This window comes from Oceanicella sp. SM1341 (genome assembly GCF_003448965.1).
Lineage (GTDB): Bacteria > Pseudomonadota > Alphaproteobacteria > Rhodobacterales > Rhodobacteraceae > Paroceanicella.
Genome location: NZ_QRGC01000036.1, coordinates 1 through 26,785 on the forward strand (window position 1 = coordinate 1; position 26,785 = coordinate 26,785).

23 protein-coding genes are annotated in these 26,785 nt (G+C 64.0%); 10 read left to right on the forward strand and 13 right to left on the reverse strand.

Translation table 11 applies throughout. The features are described 5' to 3' along the window. Positions 1 to 73: 73 nt before the first annotated feature. The 3 genes from D3P35_RS22865 to D3P35_RS22875 all read right to left on the reverse strand — a co-directional run bounded on the left by D3P35_RS22865 (position 74) and on the right by D3P35_RS22875 (position 1,790). Positions 74 to 238, reverse strand: coding sequence for a hypothetical protein (locus D3P35_RS22865; protein ID WP_198670767.1), 165 nt, complete (start codon positions 236 to 238; stop codon positions 74 to 76). Between the two features lie 93 nt (positions 239 to 331). After that, complete coding sequence (locus D3P35_RS22870) at positions 332 to 1,516, reverse strand: fatty acid desaturase (protein ID WP_118138260.1); 1,185 nt, start codon at positions 1,514 to 1,516, stop codon at positions 332 to 334. 31 nt (positions 1,517 to 1,547) lie between these two features. Next, entirely contained in the window at positions 1,548 to 1,790 is a 243-nt protein-coding gene (locus D3P35_RS22875) for a hypothetical protein (protein WP_118138261.1), read from the reverse strand. Between the two features lie 151 nt (positions 1,791 to 1,941). Between D3P35_RS22875 and D3P35_RS22880 the strand changes: the two genes are divergently transcribed. Beyond that, positions 1,942 to 2,676: a Crp/Fnr family transcriptional regulator gene (locus D3P35_RS22880; protein WP_118138262.1), complete on the forward strand. Its 735-nt coding sequence runs from the start codon at positions 1,942 to 1,944 to the stop codon at positions 2,674 to 2,676. 156 nt (positions 2,677 to 2,832) lie between these two features. Here the strand turns inward: D3P35_RS22880 and D3P35_RS22885 are convergent, their stop codons facing one another. The 9 genes from D3P35_RS22885 to D3P35_RS22920 all read right to left on the reverse strand — a co-directional run bounded on the left by D3P35_RS22885 (position 2,833) and on the right by D3P35_RS22920 (position 17,792). Beyond that, entirely contained in the window at positions 2,833 to 4,614 is a 1,782-nt protein-coding gene (locus tag D3P35_RS22885; protein WP_118138263.1) for an SLC13 family permease, read from the reverse strand. 133 nt (positions 4,615 to 4,747) lie between these two features. Then, on the reverse strand, positions 4,748 to 5,620 hold the full coding sequence (locus tag D3P35_RS22890) for a transglutaminase family protein (RefSeq protein ID WP_118138264.1): 873 nt from the start codon (positions 5,618 to 5,620) through the stop codon (positions 4,748 to 4,750). 72 nt (positions 5,621 to 5,692) lie between these two features. Further along, a complete protein-coding gene (locus D3P35_RS22895) occupies positions 5,693 to 14,317 on the reverse strand; it encodes a GH36-type glycosyl hydrolase domain-containing protein (RefSeq protein WP_232830608.1) in 8,625 nt (2,874 codons plus the stop codon). Between the two features lie 96 nt (positions 14,318 to 14,413). Then, complete coding sequence (locus tag D3P35_RS26905) at positions 14,414 to 14,545, reverse strand: hypothetical protein (protein WP_255418378.1); 132 nt, start codon at positions 14,543 to 14,545, stop codon at positions 14,414 to 14,416. A 324-nt stretch (positions 14,546 to 14,869) separates the two neighbouring features. Beyond that, positions 14,870 to 15,529: a nucleotidyl transferase AbiEii/AbiGii toxin family protein gene (locus D3P35_RS22900; RefSeq protein WP_232830609.1), complete on the reverse strand. Its 660-nt coding sequence runs from the start codon at positions 15,527 to 15,529 to the stop codon at positions 14,870 to 14,872. Then, the gene (locus D3P35_RS22905) at positions 15,522 to 16,115 is read right to left on the reverse strand and encodes a DUF6088 family protein (protein WP_118138266.1); all 594 of its coding nucleotides are present in this window, start codon (positions 16,113 to 16,115) and stop codon (positions 15,522 to 15,524) included. The genes D3P35_RS22900 and D3P35_RS22905 overlap by 8 nt, the downstream gene beginning before the upstream one ends. A gap of 135 nt (positions 16,116 to 16,250) precedes the next feature. Continuing rightward, a complete protein-coding gene (locus D3P35_RS22910) occupies positions 16,251 to 16,514 on the reverse strand; it encodes a pyocin activator PrtN family protein (RefSeq protein WP_118138287.1) in 264 nt (87 codons plus the stop codon). Positions 16,515 to 16,842: 328 nt separating this feature from the next. Continuing rightward, complete coding sequence (locus D3P35_RS22915) at positions 16,843 to 17,460, reverse strand: plasmid pRiA4b ORF-3 family protein (RefSeq protein ID WP_118138267.1); 618 nt, start codon at positions 17,458 to 17,460, stop codon at positions 16,843 to 16,845. Positions 17,461 to 17,474: 14 nt separating this feature from the next. After that, the gene (locus D3P35_RS22920; protein ID WP_118138268.1) at positions 17,475 to 17,792 is read right to left on the reverse strand and encodes an H-NS family nucleoid-associated regulatory protein; all 318 of its coding nucleotides are present in this window, start codon (positions 17,790 to 17,792) and stop codon (positions 17,475 to 17,477) included. Positions 17,793 to 18,153: 361 nt separating this feature from the next. Between D3P35_RS22920 and D3P35_RS22925 the strand changes: the two genes are divergently transcribed. The 9 genes from D3P35_RS22925 (at position 18,154) to D3P35_RS22965 (ending at position 25,187) form a co-directional block, all read left to right on the forward strand. Then, positions 18,154 to 19,116, forward strand: a complete 963-nt coding sequence (locus D3P35_RS22925) for an ArdC family protein (protein ID WP_118138269.1) — start codon at positions 18,154 to 18,156, stop codon at positions 19,114 to 19,116. Then, positions 19,113 to 19,508 (forward strand): DUF2958 domain-containing protein, encoded by a 396-nt coding sequence (locus tag D3P35_RS22930; RefSeq protein WP_116222357.1) that lies wholly within the window; start codon positions 19,113 to 19,115, stop codon positions 19,506 to 19,508. Before D3P35_RS22925 ends, D3P35_RS22930 begins: the two co-directional genes overlap by 4 nt. Before the next feature lie 110 nt (positions 19,509 to 19,618). Continuing rightward, positions 19,619 to 20,107 carry a DNA repair protein RadC gene (gene radC / locus D3P35_RS22935; protein WP_118138270.1) on the forward strand — a complete coding sequence of 163 codons (489 nt, stop codon included), beginning with the start codon at positions 19,619 to 19,621 and terminating at the stop codon, positions 20,105 to 20,107. 116 nt (positions 20,108 to 20,223) lie between these two features. Beyond that, positions 20,224 to 22,338 carry a ParB/RepB/Spo0J family partition protein gene (locus D3P35_RS22940; protein ID WP_118138271.1) on the forward strand — a complete coding sequence of 705 codons (2,115 nt, stop codon included), beginning with the start codon at positions 20,224 to 20,226 and terminating at the stop codon, positions 22,336 to 22,338. A gap of 97 nt (positions 22,339 to 22,435) precedes the next feature. Next, complete coding sequence (locus D3P35_RS22945) at positions 22,436 to 22,765, forward strand: hypothetical protein (protein WP_118138272.1); 330 nt, start codon at positions 22,436 to 22,438, stop codon at positions 22,763 to 22,765. A 392-nt stretch (positions 22,766 to 23,157) separates the two neighbouring features. Then, entirely contained in the window at positions 23,158 to 23,322 is a 165-nt protein-coding gene (locus D3P35_RS22950; protein WP_156876264.1) for a hypothetical protein, read from the forward strand. 197 nt (positions 23,323 to 23,519) lie between these two features. Further along, on the forward strand, positions 23,520 to 24,068 hold the full coding sequence (locus tag D3P35_RS22955; protein ID WP_198670768.1) for a hypothetical protein: 549 nt from the start codon (positions 23,520 to 23,522) through the stop codon (positions 24,066 to 24,068). Positions 24,069 to 24,133: 65 nt separating this feature from the next. Beyond that, the gene (locus tag D3P35_RS22960) at positions 24,134 to 24,550 is read left to right on the forward strand and encodes a hypothetical protein (RefSeq protein WP_076625042.1); all 417 of its coding nucleotides are present in this window, start codon (positions 24,134 to 24,136) and stop codon (positions 24,548 to 24,550) included. Further along, positions 24,543 to 25,187: an antitoxin of toxin-antitoxin stability system gene (locus D3P35_RS22965; protein WP_118138273.1), complete on the forward strand. Its 645-nt coding sequence runs from the start codon at positions 24,543 to 24,545 to the stop codon at positions 25,185 to 25,187. The genes D3P35_RS22960 and D3P35_RS22965 overlap by 8 nt, the downstream gene beginning before the upstream one ends. An 11-nt stretch (positions 25,188 to 25,198) precedes the next feature. Here D3P35_RS22965 and D3P35_RS22970 read toward each other — a convergent pair whose 3' ends face one another. Beyond that, positions 25,199 to 26,743 carry a Fic family protein gene (locus tag D3P35_RS22970; RefSeq protein WP_118138274.1) on the reverse strand — a complete coding sequence of 515 codons (1,545 nt, stop codon included), beginning with the start codon at positions 26,741 to 26,743 and terminating at the stop codon, positions 25,199 to 25,201. Positions 26,744 to 26,785 lie beyond the last annotated feature (42 nt).

Here is a 26,785-nt window from a genome sequence, read left to right on the forward strand (position 1 = left end):
GCACCGGATCGACGAACTCCTGCCGTGGAACTTCAAGCCGTCAAGCTGAACTCCGGTGGGGCGCAGACGCCGCTTACAGAAAAACGCGGTGCCAAGGCGAATTCGCCAGTCCCAACGCCAGCAACACCGCCAGGAAAAGAAGGGCACCCGCTGCCGCCTCGATTTTCAGAAAGCGTGCGAAGGGGCGCGCAAGCGTATCGGCGGCCTCATGGGGCAGAGATGCAAGTTTGTCGATCATTGGACCGATTTTCCTTTTCACCCTCGGAGGGACAGTGCCGCCGCACACGCAACCAGGGTCTGTTTCCTTGTCCCTCAGCCAAATCGCACAGTCTCAGGCGGAAAGTGCCCGAGCCTCCGCGAACGACAAAAGTCTATGGCGTTGCTCGTCCCAGAGGTGGAGGCGCGCGCAGCGGAAGCTCTCCCGAAGTGTTATGCGCTTGGTCTGCGCCAGGACATCGTGATCCCGGATAACCTCGTCCAGACGGTAGAAGGGAATGCGGCTGGCCAGATGATGCACATGGTGAACGCCGATGTTTGCGCTGATCCAGCGCAGGATACCGGGCAGCGCATAGTGTGAACTTCCGTGCAGGGCCGCGTCCTGAATGTTCCAGTCCCCGTCGTGCTGCCAGCTTGTATCTTCGAACTGATGCTGCACGTAAAAGAACCACATGCCGGTGACCGCTGCCAGAAACATCGTCGGGAGGAACACGAACAGCAGAACATCCCAGCCGCCCAGCCAGATGATCGTCATCAGTGAAAGGCCAATGGCGAGGTTTGTGCCCATCGCGCTCAGCCAGTACCGCCAGCCGGATCGCATCAGGTGCACGGGCAGGCGGTTTTGCAGGAAGAATGTATAGAACGGCACCACGCCGAACAGGAACAACGGATTGCGGATCAGCCGATAGCCTGCCCGGCCAACTCGGCTCATGTCCTGATATTCGCTGACCGTCAGGATCGGCATGTCTCCGACGCCCCGATGGTCCAGATTTCCGGTCGTGGCGTGGTGGAGCGCGTGCGTCTTGCGCCAGACATCGTAGGGAGTCAGAGTGAGAACGCCGATCACCCGCCCGATCCAGTCGCAGAGGCGCCGGCTGCGGAACAGCGACCCGTGGCCGCAATCATGCTGGAACATGAACAGACGGACGAGAAAGGCCGCATTCGCTAGCGCCAGAATGATTGCCAACGCGGTGCTGATCGACAGCGCCCACCAGGCGACAGCCCAGAGCGCCACGAATGGCGCGAGTGTAATTGTGAGTTCGAAAACGCTACGCGACGGGATAGGTTGTCGATACGCCGCCAGAGTTCGTGTCCAGTCCGATGGGGTGAACTGCGACTGCTTCGATGCGCGGTCGGTCTCGGCGGAAGAATGGCCAGCACTTTTCACCGCGTCCGCGTGTGATCCGGCATCCTGTAGGTCGGGTCCGGAGTTGCCATGTTCGCCTCTTTTGTTCGCCGTAGCGTCCTGTCGGCCACGCCGTTGAGGCTGCGTGTTGTCTGAGCGGGACGAAAACGTCATGGGTGATGCAGATCCTCTACGATTGAATGTATCATGCTGGTGGTCGGTACACTGAATTGCCCTGAGTGATGATCTGATTGATCAGGGCTGCCGCGGCCCGGTGGATTTCCGCGTCAGGCTCAGTGTCGATGGTGTTCTCGTGGGTGGACGCAGCGTCGCGGAGCACGCCAACGATCTCATTCTCCGGCAGCAATCCGTGATCATTCATGGCCAGCAGAAGCGACTCACAGATCGACAGGGCGGCCAGTCCTGCAGCGTCGTTCGACGTAGACATCCGGTATGTTCCTTTCATCGCGTCACAATCTGACGGTGAAGCGTGCCTGATGTGTTCTCCCTTCTTGCATGAAATGCTCTATGCTGGACTGATCGAGAGCAGTCCATGAGCCGATCTCGACATATCCTTCGCAACCTAAAGGGAAAGGGTCATGACACCGGCCACCACAAGCCCTCTCACCCGAAAGCTCTCGGCATTTGTCGCTTTGTCGGAGCCCGAACTTGCCGTGCTTGCGCGTCTGCACGGGCGTCGGCGGTCCTTTGTTGCCGGGCGAGACATGGCTCATCAGGGACAATCGGATCAGGCCGCCTACATCCTGTCTGCGGGCTGGGTCTGCTCCTACAAGATCCAGCCGGATGGAACGCGGCAGATCGTCGATTTTCAGGTGCCTGGCGATTTTCTGGGATTGCGAAGCGTACTCTTGCGCACCTCGGACCATGGTTTCGAGCCAATCGTGGCCATACAGGCAGCCGAAGTCTTGACGGGCGATCTGCTCGAGGTTTTTGCGCAGACACCGCGGCTCGCGATGGCAATCCTTTGGGCGGCGTCCCGGGATGAAGCGATGGTGGTTGAACATCTTGTCGGGATTGGGCGGCGGGACGCGGGGGCACGGATGGCGCATTTCCTGCTGGAGTTGGGATCGCGGCTGGCTCTGGTGGGCATGGGGAGCAAGGAGGGGTACGACTGCCCGCTCACGCAATATCACCTTGCCGACGCACTTGGATTGAGCGCGGTCCATGTGAACCGTGTATTGCGGCAATTGCGTGAACGCGGTCTGGTGACTTTCCGCGATGGTCACGTGACATTTCACGACTACAGCGGGCTGGCGGAGCTTGCCGGGTTCGATCCGGCGTATCTGGATCAGACCGGGCCGCTTTTGAAATGACAGAGTCGCCCTCAGTCTTCAGCAAGCGTCTCAGGAGGTTGCGACAGACGCCGGAATGCGACTCAAGCGCGTGTTTGGCGGCGTCGAGTTCCAGGTTCATCTCGGCTTCTTGCCCTGCTGTCTAGTAATCCAGGAGCAGGCCATTCAGCGGCTGTCTTAGAAGGGAAAGAACACCGGAATTGTCAGAACTGCGGCGGCTCCCACGATGATGTTCATTGGAAGGCCGATCTTGATGAAGTCCGTGAACTTGTAGTTGCCCGCACCATAGACCAGTGTGTTGGTCTGATAGCCGATCGGGGTCGCGAAGCTTGCGCTCGCTCCGAACATGACTGCGACAACGAAGGGGCGCGGATCAACCCCGATCTGGACCGCCAGTCCGATCGCCAGAGGGGTCACGACGACCGCGACCGCACTGTTGGTGACCGCCTCCGTCAAGGTCGAAGCGAGCAGATAGACCGCGGCCAGGGCGATGATCGGGGGCATGTCCGCAAGCGGTGGGGCAACGGCACCGACGATCAAGGCAATCGCGCCCGAGTGCTGCAGCCCCGCACCGACCACCAGCATCGAGAAGATCAGAACGAGCACGCCCGCGTCGATGGAACTCCAGGCCTCATCGTTGTCGATGCAGCGCAGGACGAGGATGAAGGCCACGGCGACGAGGGAAACAAGGCTGATATCCGCCGCGCCGATAGCGGCCAGGGCCACCACCGCAAACAGCGCCGTAAGCGTGAGCGGGGCCTTGCCGCGTCGGAAGGGGCGCCCTCCGGCCATCGTGACGCCAGCCAGGTCCCCGGCCTCGATCAGGCGCTCGTAGCTTTCGTCGGTTCCCTCCAGTAGCAGTTTGTCCGCAGGTCTGAGGAGCGTGGTCGAGAGGTCGGGGCCGAGGCTTTCCCCATGGCGATGTGCCCCCAGGACACGCATGCCATACCTGAACCCGATGGTCAGTTGCGCGATCCGTACACCGCGGCTGCGATGCGAGAGCGTGACGATCGCCTCCGCGACTGTTGTTTCGGCACTATCCCCGGCTGTCGGCCCCTGACGCAGTCCGACATCCCATCCTTTCTTGTTTCTCAACGTCAGCAGTTCGGAGGTGCGGATAACCGCGATCAGCCGGTCACCAGCGGCAAGGATGTGATCGAGCACGTCGTCACGCCTAACCTCTGCACCGGAACGTATTCCGACCACCGTCACACCCGGGCGGGTCAGATCATCGATATCCCCCAAGGAGTGACTCAGCCCCCAGAAATCATCCTTTGGGCGCAACTCGGTCAGGAAATCCGCCTCACCTGCCGCACCCAGATCCGTCTGATCCTTGCGGTTGGGAAGCAGAAGCGGTCCGAGTAGCAGCAAGGTCAATCCGCCGGTGGCCGCGGCTACCAGACCGACCGGTGTGATTTCCAGAATCGAGAAGGGCGTCAGCCCGATCTCTCTCGCAACGCCATCTACCAGCAGATTGGTCGAGGTTCCGATCAACGTGCAAGTCCCGCCGAGCACCGCCATGTAAGAGAGCGGGATCAACAGACGCGTCGCTGCGAGGCCGAGGCTTTGGGCTAGTCTTATGGCGACCGGGATCAGCACGAGGACGACAGGTGTGTTGTTCATGAGCGCCGAGGCCACGAGGGTCGAAGCCAGAAACACGCCGGTAGCCGCAATGGGGCGCTGGCCGGCGGCGGCGATGACCCGGTTTGCCAACGCATCGAGCAACCCGGTGCGGACGAGGGCGCCGCTGAGGATAAACATCGCGGCGATGGTGATCGGTGCGGGATTTGAAAAAACCGATAGAACAGTGTCTTGCGGCACCAGTCCAAAAACGACAAACAACGCCGCGACCGCTGCGGCCGTCACCTCGGGGGCGAACCGCTCGTAGAGGAAGCCCGCGAAGAGAACCAGAAGAAGCGCGAGCGCAAGATAAGGCTCAAAGGGGTACAGGTGTGTCATTCCGGGGTCTCCAGTGCATTGACGGCGGAGAGGTCCTGACGTCGCGCAATATGTGGTCTTTCGTTCTCGCTCTGCCTCGAAGACTGGCGCAGGGCCCTCCTCGATCGGTCGCCGCGGACCGGGGTCGCGGTGATCAGTATTCGATGACCGCGTGGTGCACCTCGACGGTCATGCATCGCTGGGTGTTTCCCCGCCCCGTGAAGCTCCCGGTGACCGGGACGACCTGATGAATGCCGCGGGCGACCGCGACGGGAATGAGATTCTTTGATCCGACGCTCTGATTCGTAGGGTCGAACGCGACCCAGCCGGCACCGGGAATGAAGACTTCGGCCCAGGCATGGGTGGAACCCGCCCCTTCCGACCCGACAAGGCGCGTTTCGGGATCGAAGAGGTAGCCGGAAACGATGCGCCCCCCCAAACTGAGCGTGCGCGCGGCTTCGGCAAACAACACCGCAAAGTCACGGCATGAGCCCCAACCGCGGGAAAGTGTTTCCAGCGGCGACTGTGTCCCTTCCATCTCTCGCCCCTGATATGCGATCTGCGTCGACACCCCGTTGGCTATATCCTTGAGCAGAGACAGCGTATCCGTGGGGCGTTGAAGGACGAAGCCCTCGACCCATCTGGAAAACTTGCCGTCAGGGTCGGGATATTGTGGTGCCGTCAGGGCGCCGAGGTCGGCCCAATCGTCGCCTGAATAAAGGAAGGGAAAGCTGATTGCCTCCGCCGCTATGGCGAATACCGGCCAGACCGCGGCGGTCAGATCGACCGTGGCACGGCTTTCGATGATCAGATGGTCGCTCGGCTGATTAAACTGTGCCGTGGCGACCGCATTGCCCGCAACGTCATGGGCCCAGGTGATATCGGCATGGGGCGTGAGGGTGATCTCATGCGACACCAGCCGCAGGTCCCGGGCTTCGCGCGGGCGCAGCATCATCCGATGAGGTCCAAGCAGAACGGGTTCGCCGTAGCGGTATTCGGTCTTGTGATAGGTCGTCAGCGTGGTCACGTTAGGTGCCTTTCGGCTGCAATGCGGTCACCCGGCGTCGGGTCGCTTGAGTGGCGTCGGTTGGACAGGCGGTCAATCCGGCGGGATCGGGAGCGCAGAGCTGTCGATTCCGGCTGCCGTCTCGGTCGACACAAGGCGGCCGAGAGTCAGGTTCAGGTCGTGAGACCCGCCGTCGAGGGGCAGGAACACCACCGGCCCGGCCGTGATGGGGTGGCCATCCAGCGTGGCTCTCGGATGATCCGCTCTCTCGATCCGGATCCTGCACGACGTGCCCGCCACCCTCAGCGTCATGGAAAATCCCGGCCAGTCGGGTGGCATGGTGGGGGCGATCCGCAGACGGTCTCCGTCCTGGGTCACGCCGAGGATGCCTTCGATGGCCGCGCGGTGCATCCACGCGGCCGAGCCCGTGTACCAGCTCCAGCCGCCGCGTCCGATATGCGGTGCAACGGAATAGACATCGGCGGCCACGGCGTAGGGTTCCGTCCTGTAGCGCTGTACGCCCTCGGGGGTCCGGGCGTGATTGATCGGATTGAGTATCGCGAAGAGCTCCGCAGCGCGCGCTCCATCTCCCAGTCGCGCCCAGGCCAGAATGGCCCACATCGCGGCATGGCTGTATTGCCCGCCATTCTCGCGCAGCCCCGGCGGATAGCCGGCGATGTAGCCCGGATCCTGCGAGCCCGAGTCGGGACCGATCCCGAAGGGCGGCGTGAACAGCCGCGCCAGATCGTTTTCGCGATCGACCAGCAGGCTGTCGACGGACTCCATCGCGCGCCGCGCGCGGTCGGGATCTGCCTGTCCGGACAACACCGCCCAGCTTTGCGGGATCGAGTCGATGCAACAGGCCGGGGAGCCGGCCGCTCCCAGCCATGTTCCGTCATCGAAGGTCGCGCGGCGGTACCAGTCCCCATCCCAGGTATGGGTCTCCATGGAGAGGCGCAGCGTTTCGGCCTGCTCGCGCCAGCGCCGTGCCCGGGCCGGATCGCGCTTTTCCGCAAGCGGCACGAAGGCGCCAAGCGTCTGCAGCAGCAGCCAGCCCAGCCAGACGCTTTCGCCGCGGCCGGCGGCGCCGACGCGGTTCATCCCGTCGTTCCAGTCGCCGCTGCCGATCAGCGGCAGACCGTGCTCCCCGGTCAGGCTGAGTGCGCGGTCCAGCCCCAGGGCGCAATGATCGAACAGCGCCGCACCGTGGCCCGCATCGTCGGGCAGGAAGAACGCGTCGTGCTCGGTCTCTCCGAGGCGATGCCCTTCGAGGAAGGGCACCTGTTCGTCCAGTATTGCCCTGTCGCCCGTACTCGTCACATAGGCGGCGACAGCATGGCCGAGCCAAACGCAATCGTCGGAAATGCGCGTCCGTACCCCCTGGCCGGAATGCGGCAGCCACCAGTGCTGCACGTCGCCTTCCGGGAACTGGCGGGCGGCGACCCGCAACAGATGCGCGCGGGTGCGGTCGGGGCGCGTCAGCATGAAGGCCATGTTGTCCTGCAGCTGGTCGCGGAACCCGTAGGCGCCGCTTGCCTGGTAGAAGGCCGCGCGCGCCTCGATCCGGCAGGCGAGCGCCTGATAAGGCAGCCAGCCGTTGACCATGATATCCATCGCCCGGTCCGGCGTCTCGATCCGGAGATCGCCCAGCGTGTCGTCCCAATAGGTCTGTACCGCGGCCAATTCGGCCTGCATGTCGGCGGACCACAGCCTTTTCAGAAGCGGGACGACCGCCGCCGCGTCTGCGCATTGGCCGAGAAGATGGACGAGCTCAATGCTCTCGCCAGGGGCCAGGGTCAGGGTCTTCATCATCGCGAGGCAGGGATCGAGCCCCGCTCCGACCCGCCCCGACATGACGGCGCCCCGGCGTAGTGCAGCGGGATCGGCATGGCTGCCGCACGAGCCCAGAAATTCGGTGCGATCTCCTGTCCATGCCTCGGCCGGACCGGAAGGCGCGTTGAGCGCCGCGAACATCACCCGGCCGGGAAAGGTAGTGTTCCATGGATTCTGGACCAGAAGCGCGCCAGTTTCCGGCTCGTGCGAGGTCACGAGGAACGGGGCCGAGGCGGCGCGCGATTGACCCATGACGGGTTCGCTATAGGTGACGACGCTCAACCTCCGGGGCTGCGTCCCTGTATTGCGCAGGAACAGCCGCGAGACCCTGACCGGATCGGCGCGCGGCACGAACTGGACCAGTTCGCAGTCGATGCCATTCGCCTGATGCTCGAACCGGCTGTAGCCGAAGCCGTGGCGTACTATGTGCGGACCGGCCCCTGCAGAAAGCGGCAAAGGGCGCGCAGTCGGTGAAAACAACACGCCGCTGTCGTCGTCTCGGATATAGATTGCCTCGCCCGGAGGGTCTGCCACAGCATCATTGGACCAAGGCGTTAGCTGGTTGTCGCGGCTGTTCTCGGCCCAGGTAGAACCGCTGCCGCTGGCCGACACCTGGAATCCGAAGTCCGGATTGGCGATCACGTTGATCCATGGGGCAGGCGTACTGTCTGGTGGGCCAAGGCGGATGACATATTCTCGTCCCTCCCGGTCGAACCCGCCTGTGCCATTGTAGAACTCGAGGTGCGGGCGGTCGGATAGCGGCCTGGCCTCGTCCCGCTGCGGGGCGGTTCTGTCACGTCTGTTCGCGCGCAGTCGGAGCGCATTGGCGGGTTGCGGGGCGGGGCCAATCTGTCGCATGTCTGCGATCATGGTGTCAGCTGTAACAGGATCGGCAAGAAGGGCGTCGAGCTGTTCGCCGATCATGCCGCGCCGTGCCAGCATCACCACCCGCGCCGCAGCCAGGAGAAGCGCCCGCGTATCTGGTGCGATCAGGTCGGAGCGCAGCGCAAACACGGCGCCCCGAGCCGGTCGCGTGTCGTCGCCGGGACGGGAATGGCTGCTGCGCAAGGTGATGTCTATGGCGGTCTGCAGATCCTTGACATAGGAGGCCGGGTGCTCGTTGAGGATCACCAGATCGACCGCAAGCTGCCTTCCCAGCCAGTACTCATGGGCCTGTAGCAAGGCACGAACCTGTCCGATATCGGCGGGATCGTCGATGCGCAGCACCACGATCGGCAAATCGCCGGAAATCGCGAGCGGCCAAAGGCCGGATTGACGTCCGGCGCCCCGTAACAAGGTGGCAGACGGCAGGCGGAAACGGCGATCATGATAGAGGACAGGGGCGGCGAGGCGTTGGAAGTCGGCGGCTTCGGTCGGCGAGATGCCTAGATGGCGCAGTTGCACCTGAGCCTGGGTCCAGGCCAGGGTCCGTGCGCGGTCATAGGCGCTGCGGTCGTGGTGCCGGTCGATCAGATCCATCAGCGCTTCGCGGCTGTCGGCGGCCACCATCCAGACCAGGATCCGTGCGGTGCGCCCAGGCGCGATCAGGAGCCGGTTGCGCAGTGCGAAAACCGGATCCAACACCGTTCCCGTGGTCCCGGCGAGAGGCGCCGGATCGGTTATGGCGCGCGGCTGGGCCTGGTCATGATCGCGGCCGAAAGCGCTGTTGCGATCACTGTCATATTGCAGCGGCGCGACGGTCGTCCCCTCGACCACGGAGAACTGCGCCACCCAGATTTCCGGTTCCTCCGGGCTGCGCCGCCTGCGCCACGCAATCAACGCGCCGTATTCGGGCAGGAACTCGGTCTGAACGAACATCCGCGAGAAGGCCGGGTGCGCCTGTTCGGAGGCCGGATCCGCCAGCGTCAGTTCGACGTAGGACGTTACATCCAGTTCCCGGGGTTTGCGCCCGCCATTGGTCACCGACAGGCGTCGCACCTCCGCATCCGCCTCGCCCGAGACGAGAACATCCAGCACCGTTTCGAGCTGGCCTGTCCGGGCGGTGAAAGTCGCGTGATCCTCGAAGAACTGCACGTCCTGCGCGTCGGCAGTATCCGGCGCGCCAGGTCCGAACCTCTGGTCAGAGCCGTCCGAGAGATTCCGGATGTGGAGGATGGCGCCATGCGGATCCCGGGTCGCGTCCTCGCGCCAGCGGGTGAGCGCAATATCGCCCCAGCGGCTGTAACTCCCGCCCGTGGCGGTCAGTATAACCGCGTAGCGTCCATTCGACATGAGATGAGTGACCGCGGGGCCGCCCGGGGGGCCGGCAATCCGGCGGCCCCGGTCCGCTTCGGACGGCGTCGGACCGCCGGGCCTGGCGTCCTCAAGCGGCGGCAAGGCGCGGTCGATATCGCGCGGCAGCCGTTCCTGGAGCAGCAGTTCGCTGGCATGGATCATCGGTTCATGGTGGAACCTCTGGCGCATCAGGCCGCCGGTCAGGGCGTTGGCGATGGCCACGATGGTCATCCCCTGATGATGCGCCATGTAGCTTTGCACCACGGCAACGCGGCGACCCGGCAGCACACGGTCGGGGGTAAAGTCGAGGGCTTCATAGAAGCCACAGAGCCCGAGGCCACCCATGGCCTCCAGGTCGTCGTAGTTCCGCCGTGCAGCACCGGGATCCAGCATCGCGGCCAGCCCGGTTGCATAGGGCGCGATCACCAGATCCCCGGCAAGTCCGCGCTTGAGCCCAAGCCCCGGCACACCGAAGGTGGAATACTGGTAGTTGAAATCCACATCCCGCGCGTTGAAACCGGATTCCGAAATGCCCCAAGGGACGCCTTGCGCCCGTCCGTAGGCGATCTGTCTCTCGACGACCAATCGACAGGTGTGACCCAGCTGACCGCCTTCGGGTTCTCGCATCACCAGCCCAGGCATCAGGTATTCGAACATCGAGCCGGCCCAGGAGACGAGAACGGCGCCGCCACGGGTTGCGGTGACCGTCCGCCCCAGACGGAACCAGTGCCGCAGCGGCAGATCCTGTTTGGCGACGGCGAAGAGACTGGCCAGACGCGCCTCGGAGGCCAGGAGGTCATAGCAGGACGGATCGAGACTGCTCTCATGGACCGAGTAGCCGATGGACAGCAGCTTGCGCTCGGGGTCAAGCAGGAAGCCGAAATCCATGTCCACTGCGAGCCGGCGGGCCTGCACTCCCAGCCGATGCAATTCTGCGGCCAGAGCGGCATGGTCGGCCTCGGTTGACGCGGTATCTGTCGCGGCTTCGGCCAAGCCGTCGCGAAGCAAGGACAACCATCGGGGCGCATGCGGGGGCATAGCCGCGGGCGTCGGAGTGGCGTGTTCGGCCTTGGCCGCCAGGCGTTGCAGGAAGGGCCAGTTCACTTCAGCCTGTTTCAGGCCATCGCGCAGCGATCCGATCGCCTCGGAGCAGGAGTCACTGAGCGGGGACTTTAACCGCTCTGCGTCACGCTCCACCAGGTCAAGAAGATCGGTCAGCCCCTGAGATCTCTGACGTGGCGTCGCGCCGGAATGCGCGGCCCAGTCCTCGCAGGCGTTGGCCAGTGCGATCAGGTGGCCGGCCAGATTGCCGCTGTCCACCGACGAGACATAGGGCGGGTCGAGAACCCTGCCGTCTCGCGTGTCGTACCAGTTGTAGAAGTGCCCCTTTACCCGCGGCAGCGCTTGCATCGTGCCAAGGGTCGCGGCGATCCGGCTGGCCGTCTGACGCAGGCCGATCCAGCCGAGATCGCAGGCTGTGACAGTCGACAGAAGGTAAAGCCCCATATTTGTGGGCGACGTGCGGTGCGCAAGCGTCGCGTGTGGCTGCTCCTGAAAGTTGTCGGGGGGCAGATGGCTGTCTTCTGGCGTGACGAAGGTCTCGAAGTAGTGCCACGTCCTGCGTGCGATCAGGCGCAATTCCTGTGCGTCCTGCGGGGTAAGGGCGGCGTCGGGCTGTGCACGGGAAGGCTCGCTGACGCGAAAGGCGATGAGCGGCGCGGCAAGCCAGAGGGCTGCAAAGGGCAGGATCAGGGGGAGCGCACCGGGGGCGGACAAGCCGGCCAGGCCTGTGGCTGACAGTCCCAGCAGGATCCCCGGCGCCATGGCACGTAAAAATCCCCGCAGATCGGGGCGCGGAGCGGTCGAGGCCGAGGCCGCCGTGGTCCATTCCAGGAGATGCCGCCGTGAAACCGTCAACCGCCAGAGTGTGCGGGCGATGGCATCGAGCGCGCGCCAGGCGGCGTCGGCGAGAAAGCTGACCGCCAGCCCGGTTTGCAGCACGGCAAGCGACAGGTCTTCCTGCATCAGGCGCAGGTGGTTGCCCATGTGAAGGCGGCGCTGATGCGGAACGGCGGAAAGGGCTGCGTGTAGGAAAGCGGGCAGGCTCATGGCGACCAGCGCCAGAGCCGTCGCCAGCAAGGCCGCCGGGCCAGGCAGAAGCCACCCCAGTGTCAGCAGGATAAGCGTAGCCGGGGCCAACAACGAGCGGCGCAGTGTATCCAGCACCTTGACCCGTCCCAGCGCGCCCAGCCCGCCTTCCTGGCCAAGCCAGGGCAGCAGTTGCCAGTCGCCGCGACACCAGCGATGGATGCGCCGCGCAGCGAGGTCCTGTCGGTCGGGGAAGGACTCGATCAGTTCCACGTCCGAGACGAGCCCGGCCCGGGCGAAGATGCCTTCAAGCAGGTCATGGCTGAGAAGAGCGTTTTCGGGCACGCGCCCGGCCATCGCCGCCTGGAAGACATCGACGTCGTAGATACCCTTGCCGGTAAAGGAGCCCTCGCCGAAGAGATCCTGATAGACGTCCGACGCAGCAGCAGCATATGGATCCATCCCGCCCGGACCCGAGGTCGCGCGCTGAAACGCCGTGCCTTGCCGTTCCGGGGTCAGGGCGGGCGTGATCCTCGGCTGTAGAATGGCGTGACCAGCACTGACCCGGCCGAGGGCCGTATCAAAGATCGGCTGGTTCAGCGGGTGCGCCATCTTGCCGATCAGCCGCAAGGCCGCGTCACGCGGCATCCGGGTGTCGGAATCGAGCGTCAGGACGTAGCGCACACCGGGGGGCACGGCTGGCACATGACCCTCTGCCGTGCGGTAGTCGGTATCATCGGCACCGCGCAACAGACGGTTGAGCTCGTGCAGCTTGCCGCGTTTGCGCTCCCATCCCATCCAAATCTGTTCGGCGGCGTTGTAACGGCGGTCACGATGCAGGTGCAGAAAGCGGGCACCGGCGGGACCCGCGCCGTAGACCTGGTTCAGTCGGGCAACCTCGACGTCGATCAACGCGACAAGTGGCGCATCCTCCGGCATGTCCTGTCCGGGGGCGTCCAGCCCGTCGGTCAGGATTGCAAAAGTCACGTCTCCTTGGGCGCCGGACAGATAATGGACTTCCAGCCCTTCGAGTTGTTCGGTCAGCTCTGCGCCATTTGTCAGCATTGTCGGCACAACCACGAGCGTGCGCAGCGAAGACGGCACGCCGCTCTCAAGCGCCAGTCCCGGCAATGCCGTGGCAGGTACGGCCCAGGCCACCATGCGATCAACGATAAGTTGAGCGACGGCGCTGGCCGGGATGACCGCTGCGAGGAGCCAGAGCGCAAGCATGGTCCATGACGCGGATGGGCCGGAAAGAGCCACCAGACTCCATGCGCTCAGCGCGAGCAGCCCAAGAGTGACACAAAGAATGCTGCCAAGGTATCCTGCGAGACCAGGCCGGAACTGCGGGCGATGCCATCCCCTATATCGATAGCCGATCTGGCGTTCGAACGCCTCCCGGCCCTCGGCGAGGAGATGCCAGCCCGGATCGCTTCTCCGCAGGATTTCCGGCTCGGAAATCCGGTCGCCATCCGCTTCCGGCGCAGCCACCGCCGTCGCCAGCACCTGCTCGGCCAGATCCAATTCGCTGTAGTCACTGTGGCGGGCGAGATCCTCGAGGGCATCGCGGTACAGGTTGCGGCTGGCGAAATCCATCGCCGAAAATCCCGGATGCTCCCGCAGCTTCGCATCGACCAGGCTGACACTTTCAAAGAGCTCTGGCCAGTCCGTCTCAGCGATCGTGCGCAGGCTGGTGATGACGTTTCGAACCGTGACGTTCGAGGCGCCCTGACGCTCCTGTGCATGCCGGACCGCCAGGTCGACATTCGACCCCTGCTTGGCCAGCCGATCCTCCAGCCAGCCGATGGCCGGTGTTGTGACAGGGTCGCAATCACGTAGCCGCTTCGCCAACTGCGCGGCAAAGATCTCAGAAAGTGGCTCGGACACGCCAATATCTGCAGGGATCCCGATCTCGGTCTGGCCGGCCTCCAGGAGCCGATCCGCAAGGGCATCCGCCGACAGGCGCATCCTGTGACCGAAGGTGATCTGGTCGGCCAGCCGCCGCAGGTTTTCCAGAAGGACGAGTCGGAGCGTTATCGGAACCGCCCAGAGCTCTCCTATGGTCAGGGGCTGTACCTGCTGATAGGCGCGCAAAAAGCGGGACAGTGCGGGGGCGTCGAGATGGCTGTCCGTATGGGCGACATAGGCCCAGATCAATTCGAACACTCGTGGATAACCGTGAAACGGCCCTTGGGCGAGTTTCGGCAGAAGCTTGTAGTAGCTGGGCGGCAAATCCGTACGGCAGTCGCGCACCTGCGCCTCGACCCTGTGAAAATTGTCCACCAGCCATTGGGCGGCGGGGACAATAGGTTTTCCCGACGCCAACTCTGAGAGACAGGCCTTGCGAGTGGCCCTCAGAGCCGTCGCATTGTCGTCCAGTCGCTGGCGCAGTGATGCGACACGCGGTGAAGAGGCGCAGATACGCTGCACCTCAGCCAGGCTGGCGGCGTGTTGCTCCAGCCTTTCTATACCGAAAAGCTCCGCGCGCACCGGCGCGACGCTCTTCCAGGGTGAGGTGCGTGTGCCGCGGAGGTTGAGTTGAGGTAGCGCCCAGGCCTTCATGCTAGAACCCTGTCGGCAAGCGGGCAATTTTGCCGACTTGCCGCATGGATGCACGTTCTGTTCCCAGGCCCAGGCGATCACACAAGAAGAGTTGGGTCAGGCCTTTTTCCCCTTTGGCTTTGTGTCGATCGTCAGGCCCTTGCTGAAGGAGGGCGCCGGAACCGGCTCAGCCTTCTTCTGCTTCGGCTTCTTGTCTTCTCGGCCGCGACGGCTTTTGCCCTTCGCCATGGTGTTCTCCTAAGTGCTTTGTGTACGTGGAAAATTCTCTCGCCTCGACGAGGCGAAGACCGCATGCGTCGCGGGCCAGGATTCCGAGGGCCACGCAACTCCGCATCGGTGCAATTTAGGAGTATCGCCGAGGTCGGCCGCTTCCATGCTGATCCAGATCAGCGTTCAACGAGGAGTTTTTCTGCTGCGTGTTCCTCTCGCAGCGAGACCGGTCTTCAGTCGTGCCGAATTACCGGAGTGGGGAAATCGGTCTGGCGCATGTCGCCTCCGGCGGACGGTCGTCACGATCACCGCCGCCAATTTCAGTCCCGAGGCCCCCTGAACTCAGAAGAGATGGATCGCCGTGGCCTTCTCCCAAAAGGTTTGTTCGGCATGCATCACGCGCGGTGTCGCGGTCGGAAAGGTCACGCCCTCGATCAGCCCATTCGCGTCGCAGGCGACGTCACGCAGGCGCTCCGGTTCGCCCGTAGACCTCGCGCCGAATTCCAGCATGACGCTCGGGGCGACATAGCCGGAGCCAGAAGAGGCAGCTTCGTAATCGATGAAAAGCTTGTCGCCATCTGCCCGTGTCGAGGCGGGGAGCCCTTGCGCTGCAATGGCGTCCTGGATCAAAGGCTGCGTCGTTTCGACGACCCATCTCGGCAATCGATCCCGGACAGCTTTCGACCAGCGCTTCTCCTCGCTGCGTGTGATTGGCAGGGCTTCTGCGCGGTCGCCCACCAGATCAGGCGCGACTGCCCGAATGTCATAGGTCAGATCAACATCTTCAGAAAAGCGCTGGATCACCCCATAGGCTTTGGAAAGGGAGGTTCCGCCCTTGAATACGAGGTGCTCACCAAGCTCGGAACTGAAGAGGGTCTGAAGGGCCCAGACAACCCAGACGTCCTTTTCCAGCAGGTGCGCGGGCCGCCCGGAGCGATCTGCAGCTACGGACAGGGCCTCCTTGCGGTCTGCAGACGACAACGACAGGAAGGGCTCAGACATGCGCCGCCTTTCCGACACTGCGTGCAAGCCAGGTCGGGAACTGCGGTGCGGCGGTTACCAATTCGTCAAACGCCGCTGCGGGCAGTTTTTGCTTCAGCGATCTGAGCGCGGATTCCGCCTGTTCCGGCCCGAGCCAGGCCAGGGCGCGAACGGCACTGCCTGCCGGCCGCTTCCCGAGGGCAAGCTGCCATCGGGGGGCGTGGCGCAGTTCGACGAGTTGTTTGCCCAAGGAGAGCGTGCGGCTGCGACCCGAGGTCAGATACACGGAGCGAACAGGCACTTGCGTTGTCAACCCGAGCGCATTCGCTTCGGCGGCGCCGGTTGGAACGATGACTTCGCCACGTTGCGCCGCGAGGGCCTCGACGGCCTGTTCCACGGACGGAGCGCGCGTTCCAAACCGGCTTTTGATCGGTCGCAGGTAAACGCCGCGTCCGGCACGGATCAACTGGCCGCGCTCGGCAAGGCGCGACAAGGCCTGATCCACACCGGCACGGCTGCCGAGGTGCAGCAGGCCCTTTGCGGCAAGTGGTGCTCCTTCCGGAAGTCCCTCTGCGTGGGTCAATATCTGTTCTGCAAGGTGCTGCATCATTGTTCTCCTGTCAGAAATATACGCAGTTTTCTGACAGAATTCAATCCGTACTGTTGGGCGAGATGAAGAGGGTGGTGGCTTCGTGCCGTGGGTAGCAGGTTGGCCTTCGGCGATTTTCAGAGGGGAACACGTCTACCGAAGACCCTGCAGTTGCAGGCATTCCTTGACGGCTGCAGCCCGCCTCTTGTCCAGGTACTCGGCCAGATCATCGATATGGACGCCTTTGGCGCATTTCTGGGACGCTTCCATGCGGACGAGGGGGAGGACGATGGAACCAGCCGAGACTTTGCGGATGAACTTGTCGGTGCTCAGGCCGAAAAAATCCCTGGCGACATCCTCCGCAGGAATGATCGGTCGCCCGGAATACATCGCTATCAAGAGAAACGCCGTGTTCATGATCCCGGAATGAAACATGATCGCATAGATGGGAGAAGGGCGCGCAGCCGGTTGTCGGGGAGACGGATAGCATAGAGCGCAAATCGGACGGGAGCGTTGGATCGGGGAGACTTTTGGGAGCGCATGAATGGGTAGGGTGCAGGGGCTTGGGCCTTTTGTGCGCGAGTCCCCACGCCAGGCAAAGCTACTGGAAAGAACGCGACATCAGTGCAGCATTTGCGGTGCAGACAACCCGACATACCGCTGGAGGCGCTGCAACACTGGTGATGCCGGCAAGAGGAGGGGCATCCAGGCCCTGGCAGCGCATTGAGGGCCGAACCCTCCGCGTTCACTGACCAGAAGACTTTGGCTTGGGTTGATGCAGGCGTCGGCTGGTGTTCTTGCGGAAGGTGTTGCGCAGATCCTTGTTGATCAGCTCAATGTCGAACCAGTCCGGGTCGAAATGCCCGCCGGCCCAGCGAAGGGTGGACATATGGTCTTCATGGTTCGGGTCGCGGATGGTCTCGAGGAAATCGGCATAGGACCAGGGGCCGCCGACGTCCTCGGGCGGCCGGGCACGGGCACCTTCGGTGCATTCTGCTTGGCGGGGCAGGGGATCGAGGGACAGCCACTCCTCGATCCGGATCACATGGGTCCAGTCATCGCCAAAGTCATAGAGATAAGTGAAGGTCAGATCCTGACCGGTAAAATCCGCCAGCCTGACCCCGGTGTAGTCGAAGGTCTGCGGCCCGCCGAAGCCATCCTCAAGCTGATCGGGGTCGCCATATCGCAGCCCGCCGATCCGGAACTCATGCAGATGGCTGTCGGTCCAGCTGAACGCGGCCTGCAGCACCAGATGCAGCCTGTCGAGCGTCCAGTCCGACGGCACGACAAGTCGCCGCCAGATCGGCGGGTCAATCTCCGCCAGAGAGACATGCAGGCGGACGGCATTCGCAGGCTGGTACAAGACAGGTCCCCCGGTCAGATCGCAAAATCCTCGAGCGATTTTCCCGCAGCCAGCGCTTCGGCGATCCATGCCGGTTTGCGCCCACGGCCGGACCAGGTGATTTCGGCGTTTTCCGGATGGCGGTAATTGGGCGCGGACGCCGCGCGTTTCCGGGTGGGAGCGGCTTCCGCAAGCTCGTCTAAACTGAAACCGAGCTCGCGGGCCAAGTCGTCAACCTTGGCGCGGGCCTCGGCCTTGCGACGGTCCTCGAAACTGGCGATGGCCTTCGCAACATTCTTTTGCAACTGCTTCAGCTCGGGAAGCGACAAGGCGTTAAGATCGATATCCGTCATCTGGTCCTCATTTATTGTCCGGTGGATTTGAGCCCGAGCGCTCTGGAAGGAAGGTGTCTGGCGCTGGAAAGCAGGCACCGCGATTGCGTGTGAGATAAGCGCAGATATCGTGGGGATTACAACAGGTCGGGGATTTGCGGCTCGCGGTTGGTGACTTTTGCCTTTTTATGCCTGCCTCGGCTGAATACGAGGCTTGTCTGGGGGAAAGCCTTCCCCCTGGTCGGAACTGGCGTTACCGACACACCCCCATCAGCGGGGAGACCCCGCAACGCCCCCTGAGAGGTAAAGTGCGGGCGGGTTTTCCGTGACGGGTTGAGGGCTGGAGGAGAGGCCTCCGGCGCCCGTCGCGGAGATCATCCCGATGGCGAGAGAGCATCGCCCGGCCCGCAAGAGCGGCCCGCGCACGAACCTTTATGACGACATCACCGATAAGATCATCGCCGAGCTGGAGGAAGGCAGGCTGCCCTGGGTTCAGCCCTGGGGGACGGCGGCGGCACAGGCGCCGCTCGCCATGCCTCGCAACGCCAGCACAGGTCGGCAATATTCCGGGATCAATGTCCTGATTCTCTGGGGCGCCGTCATCCAGCAGGGCTATCCAACCCAGCACTGGCTCACGTTCCGCCAGGCGCTGTCGCTCGGCGGCAATGTCCGCAAGGGTGAGCGGGGCACGACCGTCGTCTATGCCGACCGCTTCACGCCTGAAGACGAGAAGCGCCGCGCCCGGGAGACCGGGGAAGACGCCAACAGCATCCCGTTCCTGAAGCGCTTTACCGTGTTCAACGCGGCGCAATGCGAGGGTCTGCCCGAAGACATCGCCGTCGAGGCACCGCCACCGCCGCCCGGGCTGATCGAGCCGCGGGTCGAGGCATTGATCGCGGCGACCGGTATCGACTTCCGGATCAGTGGCAACCGCGCCTTCTATGTCCCCGCGCTCGATTACGTGCAGGTGCCACCTCCGCAGGCCTATTTCGAGCCGATCAACTGGCACCGCACGGCACTGCACGAGATGGGGCATGCCACGGGGCACAGCTCCCGTCTGGCTCGGGATTTCTCAGGCGGCTTCGGCACGAAGAGATATGCCTTCGAGGAGCTGATCGCCGAGATTTCGAGCGCGTTCTGTTGCGCCTCGCTCGGGATCGTCCCGACGGTGCGCCACGCCGATTACGTGGGCTCCTGGCTGGAGGTGATGCGCGAGGATTCCCGCGCGATCGTCCGCGCCGCCTCGCAGGCCAGCAAGGCGGCCGACTGGCTGCTGGCCCATCTGCCCGACGACAGCATCGATGTTGATCGGCAAACCTCGACGGAAGGGAGGGCCGCGGCATGATCCTCCTGACCGACACACAGCGTGACCGTTTGCTGGCGAATGGCCGCGATCGCGATCAGGATCACATCCCGGTCGTGAAGTTCTTCAATCCCTTCGGCGCCGGTGTCTGGCTGGCGACCGAGCTCGACGAGGACGGCGACATCATGTTTGGCCTGGCCGACATTGGCTACCCGGAGCTTGGCTCCTGGAGCCTCAACGAACTGCGTTCCATTCGGCTGCCCTTCGGCATGGGCATCGAGCGGGATCTGCTGTTCACGGGGGACTTCCCGATCTCGGTCTGGGCCGAGACCGCCCGCGAAACCGGCAGCATTCGCGATGCCGAGCGCCTGCTGTATCGTTCGGGCCACCTGTCAAACGGGACACGCTCCGATACGGAGACCTGGCATTCCTGAGGGTGTCTGCGGCTTCCACGCCGCTCTCTTCGAAGGAAGAGGGCGGCGCTTCTCCTCGTGACGCGGTGAAAGTTCGGCGCCCGGCCGGCTGCCCGTCGGAGAACAGCGCCATGACACGAAACACGAGAACACCCGCCATCGAAGCACAGCCGCACCGGTTCTCCGCTCAGGAGCAGGCCGTAGTCTACGAGGCCCGGCAGATCCTGCTGCGCCACCTCAATCAGAACCCTGTCCTGACGTCCTGGCAGGCGGTGCTCGACTATTGCGCGCTCACCATCAGGGGCGATGTGGAGCGTTTCCATGTCCTCTATCTCGATCGCAGGAACCGGCTGATCTCTGACGAATGCCTGGCCATCGGCACGGTCGATCATGTCCCGGTCTATCCCCGGGAGGTGCTGCGGCGCTGCCTGGCGCTCAATGCCTCGGCGCTGATCATCGTCCACAATCATCCGGCCGGCGATCCCGAGCCCTCGGCGGCCGACCTCGCGATGACCAAGGAAATCCGAAACGCCTGTGCGTCCCTGGGGGTGATACTGCACGACCACATCATCACCGGGGCTGGCCGGGAGACCAGCCTGCGCGCCCGCGGCGACCTCTGATGGGTATTCGCGATCATACTCGGCTCGGCCATGAGAGGGAAAGGAGGGTGGGGGTTTCGTGACGGGCTGGTTGCCGGAGAGAGAGGCTCCCCGGCGTCCGTCATGGAGACCCTGACATGGCCACTGCCACGCAGAAGATCACCCTGTCGTCCTCGCGCGACATCCCCTTCAACAAGCTGGTGCTCAGCCAATCCAACGTCCGGCGGGTGAAAGCCGGGATTTCGGTCGAGGAACTGGCCGAGTCCATCGCCCGTCGCGGGCTGATCCAATCGCTGCATGTCCGCCCCGAACTCGACTCGGAAGGCAAGGAGACCGGCCTCTTCGAGGTGCCGGCTGGCGGGCGCCGTTACCGGGCGCTGGAACTGCTGGTCAAGCAGAAGCGCCTCAACAAGACCACGCCGGTGCCCTGTATCGTCTCGGAGGCTGGAGACGACATCCTGATCGACGAGGTGTCGCTGGCCGAGAATATCGAGCGCGCGCCGCTGCATCCGCTCGACCAGTTCCGCGCCTTCCAGGTCCTTCGTGAGAAGGGCATGAGCGAGGAGGAAATTGCCGCCGCCTTTTTCGTCGACGCCAGGGTGGTGAAGCAGCGCCTGCGCCTGGTCTCGGTCTCGCCGGCGCTGCTCGAGACCTATGCCGAGGATGGTATGACGCTGGAGCAGCTCATGGCCTTCACCGTCTCGGAGGATCACGCGCGGCAAGAACAGGTCTGGGAAGCGATCAAGGATAGCTGGCAGAAGGAGCCCTACACCATCCGTCGCATGCTGACCGAGACCACGGTGCGGGCCTCCGACAAGCGGTCGCTCTTCGTCGGCATCGAGACCTATGAGGCGGCGGGCGGTTATGTTCTGCGCGATCTCTTCCAGCAGGACGATGGCGGCTGGCTTCAGGATCCGGTGCTGCTCGACCGGCTGGCGGCCGAGAAGCTGAAGGCCGAGGCAGAAACCATCGCCGCCGAAGGCTGGAAGTGGATCGAGGTCGCCGTGGATTTGCCCTATGGCCATACCAGCGGCATGCGCCGTCTGGCCGGCACCACCATCGACCTGACCGACGACGAACGTGCCGAGCGTGAGAAGCTGCGGGACGAGTTCGACGCGCTGGAGGCGGAATATGCCGAGGCTGACGAGTTCCCCGACGAGGTGGACGCGCGCCTCGGCGAGATCGAGGAGGCGCTGGAGGCCTTCGAGGCCCGGCCGATGCGCTATGACGCGGACCAGATGGCGAGGGCCGGTGTCTTCGTCAGCATCCGCCACGACGGCCAGCTCGCCGTCGAGCGTGGCTATGTCCGCCCCGAAGACGAGGTGGTGGAAGGCCAGGAAGGGCAGGGTGCTGATGGGTGTTCTCCCGAGGGAGGCGAGTCCGGTGGTGTGCAGGGCGCGGTCATCATGGTGGGTGGCACGGCGACGGAACCCGAGGAGGACGAAGAGCTTGAGACCATCCGGCCTCTGCCCGATCGGCTCGTCAGCGAGTTGACCGCGCATCGCACGCTGGCGCTCCGCGACGCCGTGGCGGCGAACCCGCATGTCGCCATGACGGCGCTGCTGCATCGGCTGGTCACCGATTGCTTCCTGCCGCACTCCACCAAGGGCTGCCTCGAGGTCCATGTCCGGGAAGTTCATTTCCCGGCGCAAGCCGACGACCTCGGCGAAAGCGTTTCGGCGCGCACCATCGCCGACCGGCACGAACGCTGGGGCGATCACATCCCTGCCGAGGATGCCGCGCTCTGGGACTGGCTCGCAGATCAGGACGACGACACTCGCATGGAGCTGCTCGCCCATTGCGTCAGCTTCGGCGTCAACGCGCTGCACGAGAAGCCCAACCCCTATGGCGGCATGGGCGTCAGCCAGCACGGGCTCGACGTGCGCCTGTCCCAGGCCGACCGGCTGGCGCGGGCAACGGGCCTCGACATGGTGGCTGTGGGCTGGCGGCCGACCGTCGGCAACTATCTCGGTCGCGTGACCAAGCCCCGGATCATCGAGGCGGTGCGCGAGGGCGCTGGCGAGCGGGCCGCCCAACTCATCGACCATCTGAAGAAGAGCGACATGGCCACCGAAGCCGAGCGCCTGCTGGCCGAAACCGGCTGGCTTCCGAAGCCGCTGCGCATGGTCGATCCCGATGCGGACGCCGGGGGCGACACCGAGGCGGATGATCTGCCTGAATTCCTTGCCGGCGATGGCGAGGATGAAGACGCCACGGAGGACGAAGAGCAGTCGATGGTCGCCGCAGAATGATCCTCAGGCGGGGTGGCCTTCGCTGCCCCGCCTCATCCCATCCGTTTCCGCAATTCGCCCGGTCCTCGTGACCGGGCTTTTTCTTTGGAGAACCCTGATGCCTGGAACGATCGATATCGACCGAATATTCCATGAAAGCCGCGCCAGTCCGCCATCCGAGCGCACGCTGCCCTGGGAGGAAACATGCGACGGCGTCACCGTAGTGGTGGAGCCGAAGCCGCATTGGGCGGACGACATGCGCGCCTTCCGTCTCGAAGCCCCCGAATACTGCCGCTACGCCGATTGGACCGCGAACGGCGGTCATGCCCGGTTCGACGGTCACATCGACACCAGCGGTAACGACGTGATGATGAAAGCGCGCGCCACGATCGCCCGCGAGATTGCCGATGGGCTCTGGGACCGAAGGCCCGTTCACGTCCGACGATAGCCGCCACCGTCTTCCTGTCATCGGCCTGTATGGCTCCGGTTCCAGCTTCACCACGGTGCCGCTCATCATGTTCGGCATCGGTTTCCGCCCCCGTCCTCGAACACATTCCTGCTGCCAGCGTGGCGGCAAGGGCTGGCCGGACGAAGCATCTGCAAGGGGGTATCCGGCGCCTGTCGGATGCAAGACACCACCCCCGCTTCCATTCGCTAACCTTGGTCTGATCCGTCTCTTTGACATTCAACCCCGGAGGGGTCGGCTTACGCATACGTGCCGCTCTCGGAGATTCGGAAAAAGTCCGAACGCCCGAGGGTGAGTGCAGATCCGGTCAGACACGTCGGGCGCCTGTCGCGCGGGGGATGGTCCCCCGCCTCCAGAGACAGGAGCCAATCCCGATGTCCTATGCAGATGCCACCGCTTTCGCCGCCAGCCTCGCCACCACTCTGATGGTCGTGATCGTCGTGTTCCAGGCCGGGGACGGAACCCACGGCGCCATGCCCGCCGACGAGTTTGACGGCGATGAGGACATGGTGAAGCTGGAACTGGATCCATGGGCCTGAGGCGCGAAAGCGCCTCATCCCCGACGGCCCGAGCGCGGTAGCCCGCGCTTCGGGCCTTCAGCCTTGCGATGATCCCCATCGTCGGCAGCGGAACCGGGAACAAGCCCGGTCAGAGAGGAAGAGTGCGGGCCTTTCGGCCGTGACGGGTTGAGGGCCGGAGAGAGAGGCTCACCGGCGCCCGTCATGGAGTGATCCCGATGACCTTTGCCCGTTCCGAAACCTTCCGCTCCATCGGCCAGATTCTGGCGGCCGATGTTCTGCCCGCGCTTTTTCGGTCGCAAAAGCTGCCGCTGCGCATCTCTTGCCTCGGCGTCGCCAGCTATGACGCCAGTGACGCGGCGAATAGCTTTGATCGCGTGATCCCGCTTGGGGAATGCCCGTCACCGGAGGAGGCCATCGAGGCCGCAGCCTTGCGCGTGTCGCGCGGTGATATTTGCACGGGGCCGAATAGCTTTCCGTATTTCCAGCCGCGCATCATGCTCATTCAGGACCGCGATCAGCGCCTGGTCCTCGCCGGCGCAATCCGCGGCGGCATTATCCTCTGGCAACAGCCGGTCGCATCCGATGCCGAGGCACGCAGGATCGTGACCAAGGCCAGCCGACTGCGCGGCATGGCATTCCGAGCCTTGGAGCCCGGTGATGCGAGACGGCTGCGTTACCGCGCCGCTGCGCTGGAGGCACGGTTGGTCGATCCCTTCTGGCGCGAGATCGCGGCCGATCTGCTCCGCCTGCCGCAGGCCGCCTGAGTTTCACCCTTTCCATCCCATTTGGCTCGGTTCCACGCCGGGCCTTGTCATGCCCGGAGACCATCATGGCCGACTATTTCACCCATTTCTCCTGCCTGCTCGATGTGGGCACCCCCGAGCAGGCCGCCCGTGCGCTCGATCTTTACAATGCGCTCTCGGATGAGAATGCCGCTGGGGATCCGCCTTCGGACGGGTTTCTGCTTTCCATTCAACCCGAGCATGGCGGAACCCAGCTCTGGATGCGCGATGATGGCACCGGCGATCCCGAGCATGTCATCCAATTCGTCAAACGCTGCGCGAAGGAGTTCGGGCTGACCGGCCTTTGGGGAATGCAATACGCCAACACCTGCTCGAAGCCGCGTGTGGACGGGTTCGGCGGTGGAGCGCACGTCCTCGATCTCGCCGCCGGCGAGACGGTGGACTGGATCTACACGGACGGCTGGCTTTCCACCGTGCTGGGTGGAGGCGATCCCTATGAGTGAGGTCATCGAGATCACTGTCTATCGCCTCGACGAGCTTTCCGATGCAGCCAGGGACAAAGCCCGCGTCTGGTATCGTGAGGGTGGCTTCGACGATGACTGGTACGATGCCGTCTATGAGGATTTCCAGCGCGTCGCCGAAATCCTCGGGCTGAACCTCAAGACCCGAACCGTCCGGTTGATGGGCGGCGGCACTCGGCAAGACCCCTGCATCTGGTTCCGGGGCTTCTGGAGCCAAGGCGATGGCGCCTGCTTCGAAACTTTCTATGCCTACCGCAAGGGCGCCCCACGCCTGATCCGGGAATATGCGCCTAAGGACACCGAACTGCACCGCATCGCCGATGCCCTGCAGGCGATCCAGCGGCGCAATTTCTACCAGATTCGCGCCGAGGCCACCCATCGCGGCCATTATTACCATGAGTATTGCATGGGGATCTCGGTCGAGCACGACAGCCCGTCGTATCAGGGCATGACCGCCGATGCTGAAGACACCATAATTGAGGCACTGCGCGATCTCGCCCGCTGGCTCTATCGCCAGCTCGAGCGCGAGTTTGACTATCTGTCGTCGGATGACGTCGTCGATGAGACCATCGTCGCCAACGGCTACACCTTCACTGAAGCCGGCCAACGGTTTGGGTGAGGAGGCTCGTCTCAGAACTCGTCCTGCAACTCCGCATAGATGGCTTCGATCCGGTCGGCCTCCTCGTCGGTCAGAGCGGCGAACTCCTTCGCTCTGGCGCGTCCGGAAAGCCTGCCACCGTTCTGGTGCAGGAAACGAAACAGCAGGTCGAGCACGCGGTCCGGCATGTCGATCAGGCCCGAGACGTGGGACTTGAACCCGTCATAGGCACGCAGGAACCGGGTCTCTGCTGGCAGGTCATGGTCGATTGTCTGGGCCACGCAGGCGAAGAGGAATTCGGCATGGGGCGTGGCATCGAAGAAGCGATAGAAATCTCCGGTGTCGTTCAGCACCTCGACGTTCCCGCGATCGGTTGGGCGCCAGCTGACATGGGGCAGCAGTCGACGCGAATAGCTCTCGAGCACCTGCCGGTAGGCGTCGATGCGCTCGAGGATCACCGCCGACACCGGGAAGACCAGCCCGGGCGGATTGAAGCCGCGCTCAGCAAGCACGTGGTGGATCAGGTAGCGATGAAGGCGCCCGTTGCCGTCCTCGAACGGGTGGATATAGACGAATCCGAAGGCGAGGTCGGCAGCCGCCAGAACAGGGTCGAGCCCCGGGGCGATATCGCGGTCGAACGCTTCGAGCCCGGCGATCAGCGCAGGCAGGTCTTCATGCCGGGCGCTGACGTGATCGGGCAGGGGGGCGCCGGTCGTGCGGTCATGCTCGCCAATGAAGCCGCCGTCCTGCCGCAGACCCAGATGGACGAAGCGGGCATCGCCGATGACGATGCGTTGCAGGCGTTCGAGTTCTGCCCGGTCGATCGGATGCCGCCCGGCTTCACCGATGATCTGGCCCCAGCGCCGGATACGATCCTGGGGCGGGTTCTCGCCTTCGATCTGGAAACTCGACCGTGAATCCTTGAGCAGCAGGAAGGCCGCCGTGCGCGCAAGCAGATCGGCGGGCACTTCGGCCAGCACCGCGCGGGCTTCGGCTGCCAGATCGCGGGCGATGAAGGCCTCGATTGCCGGAGTGCGGAAGATCATCGGGCAGAAATCCGGGGTGCCGGGCAGGTTGTTGCGGACCCGGTGGCGCGGCGAGGGGGCGCCCTCTGCGTCCCATTGGAGCCTGGCATCGACCACGGGCGCATAATTTCCGCGCGTGGCGTCGGGCAGATCCAATTCTGCGCCGAGGAGCCACTCATAGAGGAACCAGATCCTGCGCGCGTAACTGCCCGTCGGGGCAGCCTCGACAATGGCCTGGATCGGCTCCGGTCCGGTTGCCTTGAACAGTTGCTTGAGAACTGCCAGATCCAGCCCCTCGTAGCGTAGCGCGAAGGTCAGGTGACCGATGAGGCTCGCCTCGGGTGCATGGCGGGGCGTGTAGAGGCGCCAGCCGTCGGCCGCGTAGACCTTGTGACGTGGGCCGATGGCGGAAAGTGTCCGGGGCAGGGGCGTTGCGAGCGCATAGGCATCGATCAGCGCAGCATAGCCCGCAGGCGTGGCCTCCTCGGGGAGCCAGCGCTCGTGAAAAACGGTTACGGTACCTGAAAACGGATTCCTTTGCGCCTGTTCCATGAAATTCAGTTCCTGGTCCCGATGATTGATCTTAAGTCATTG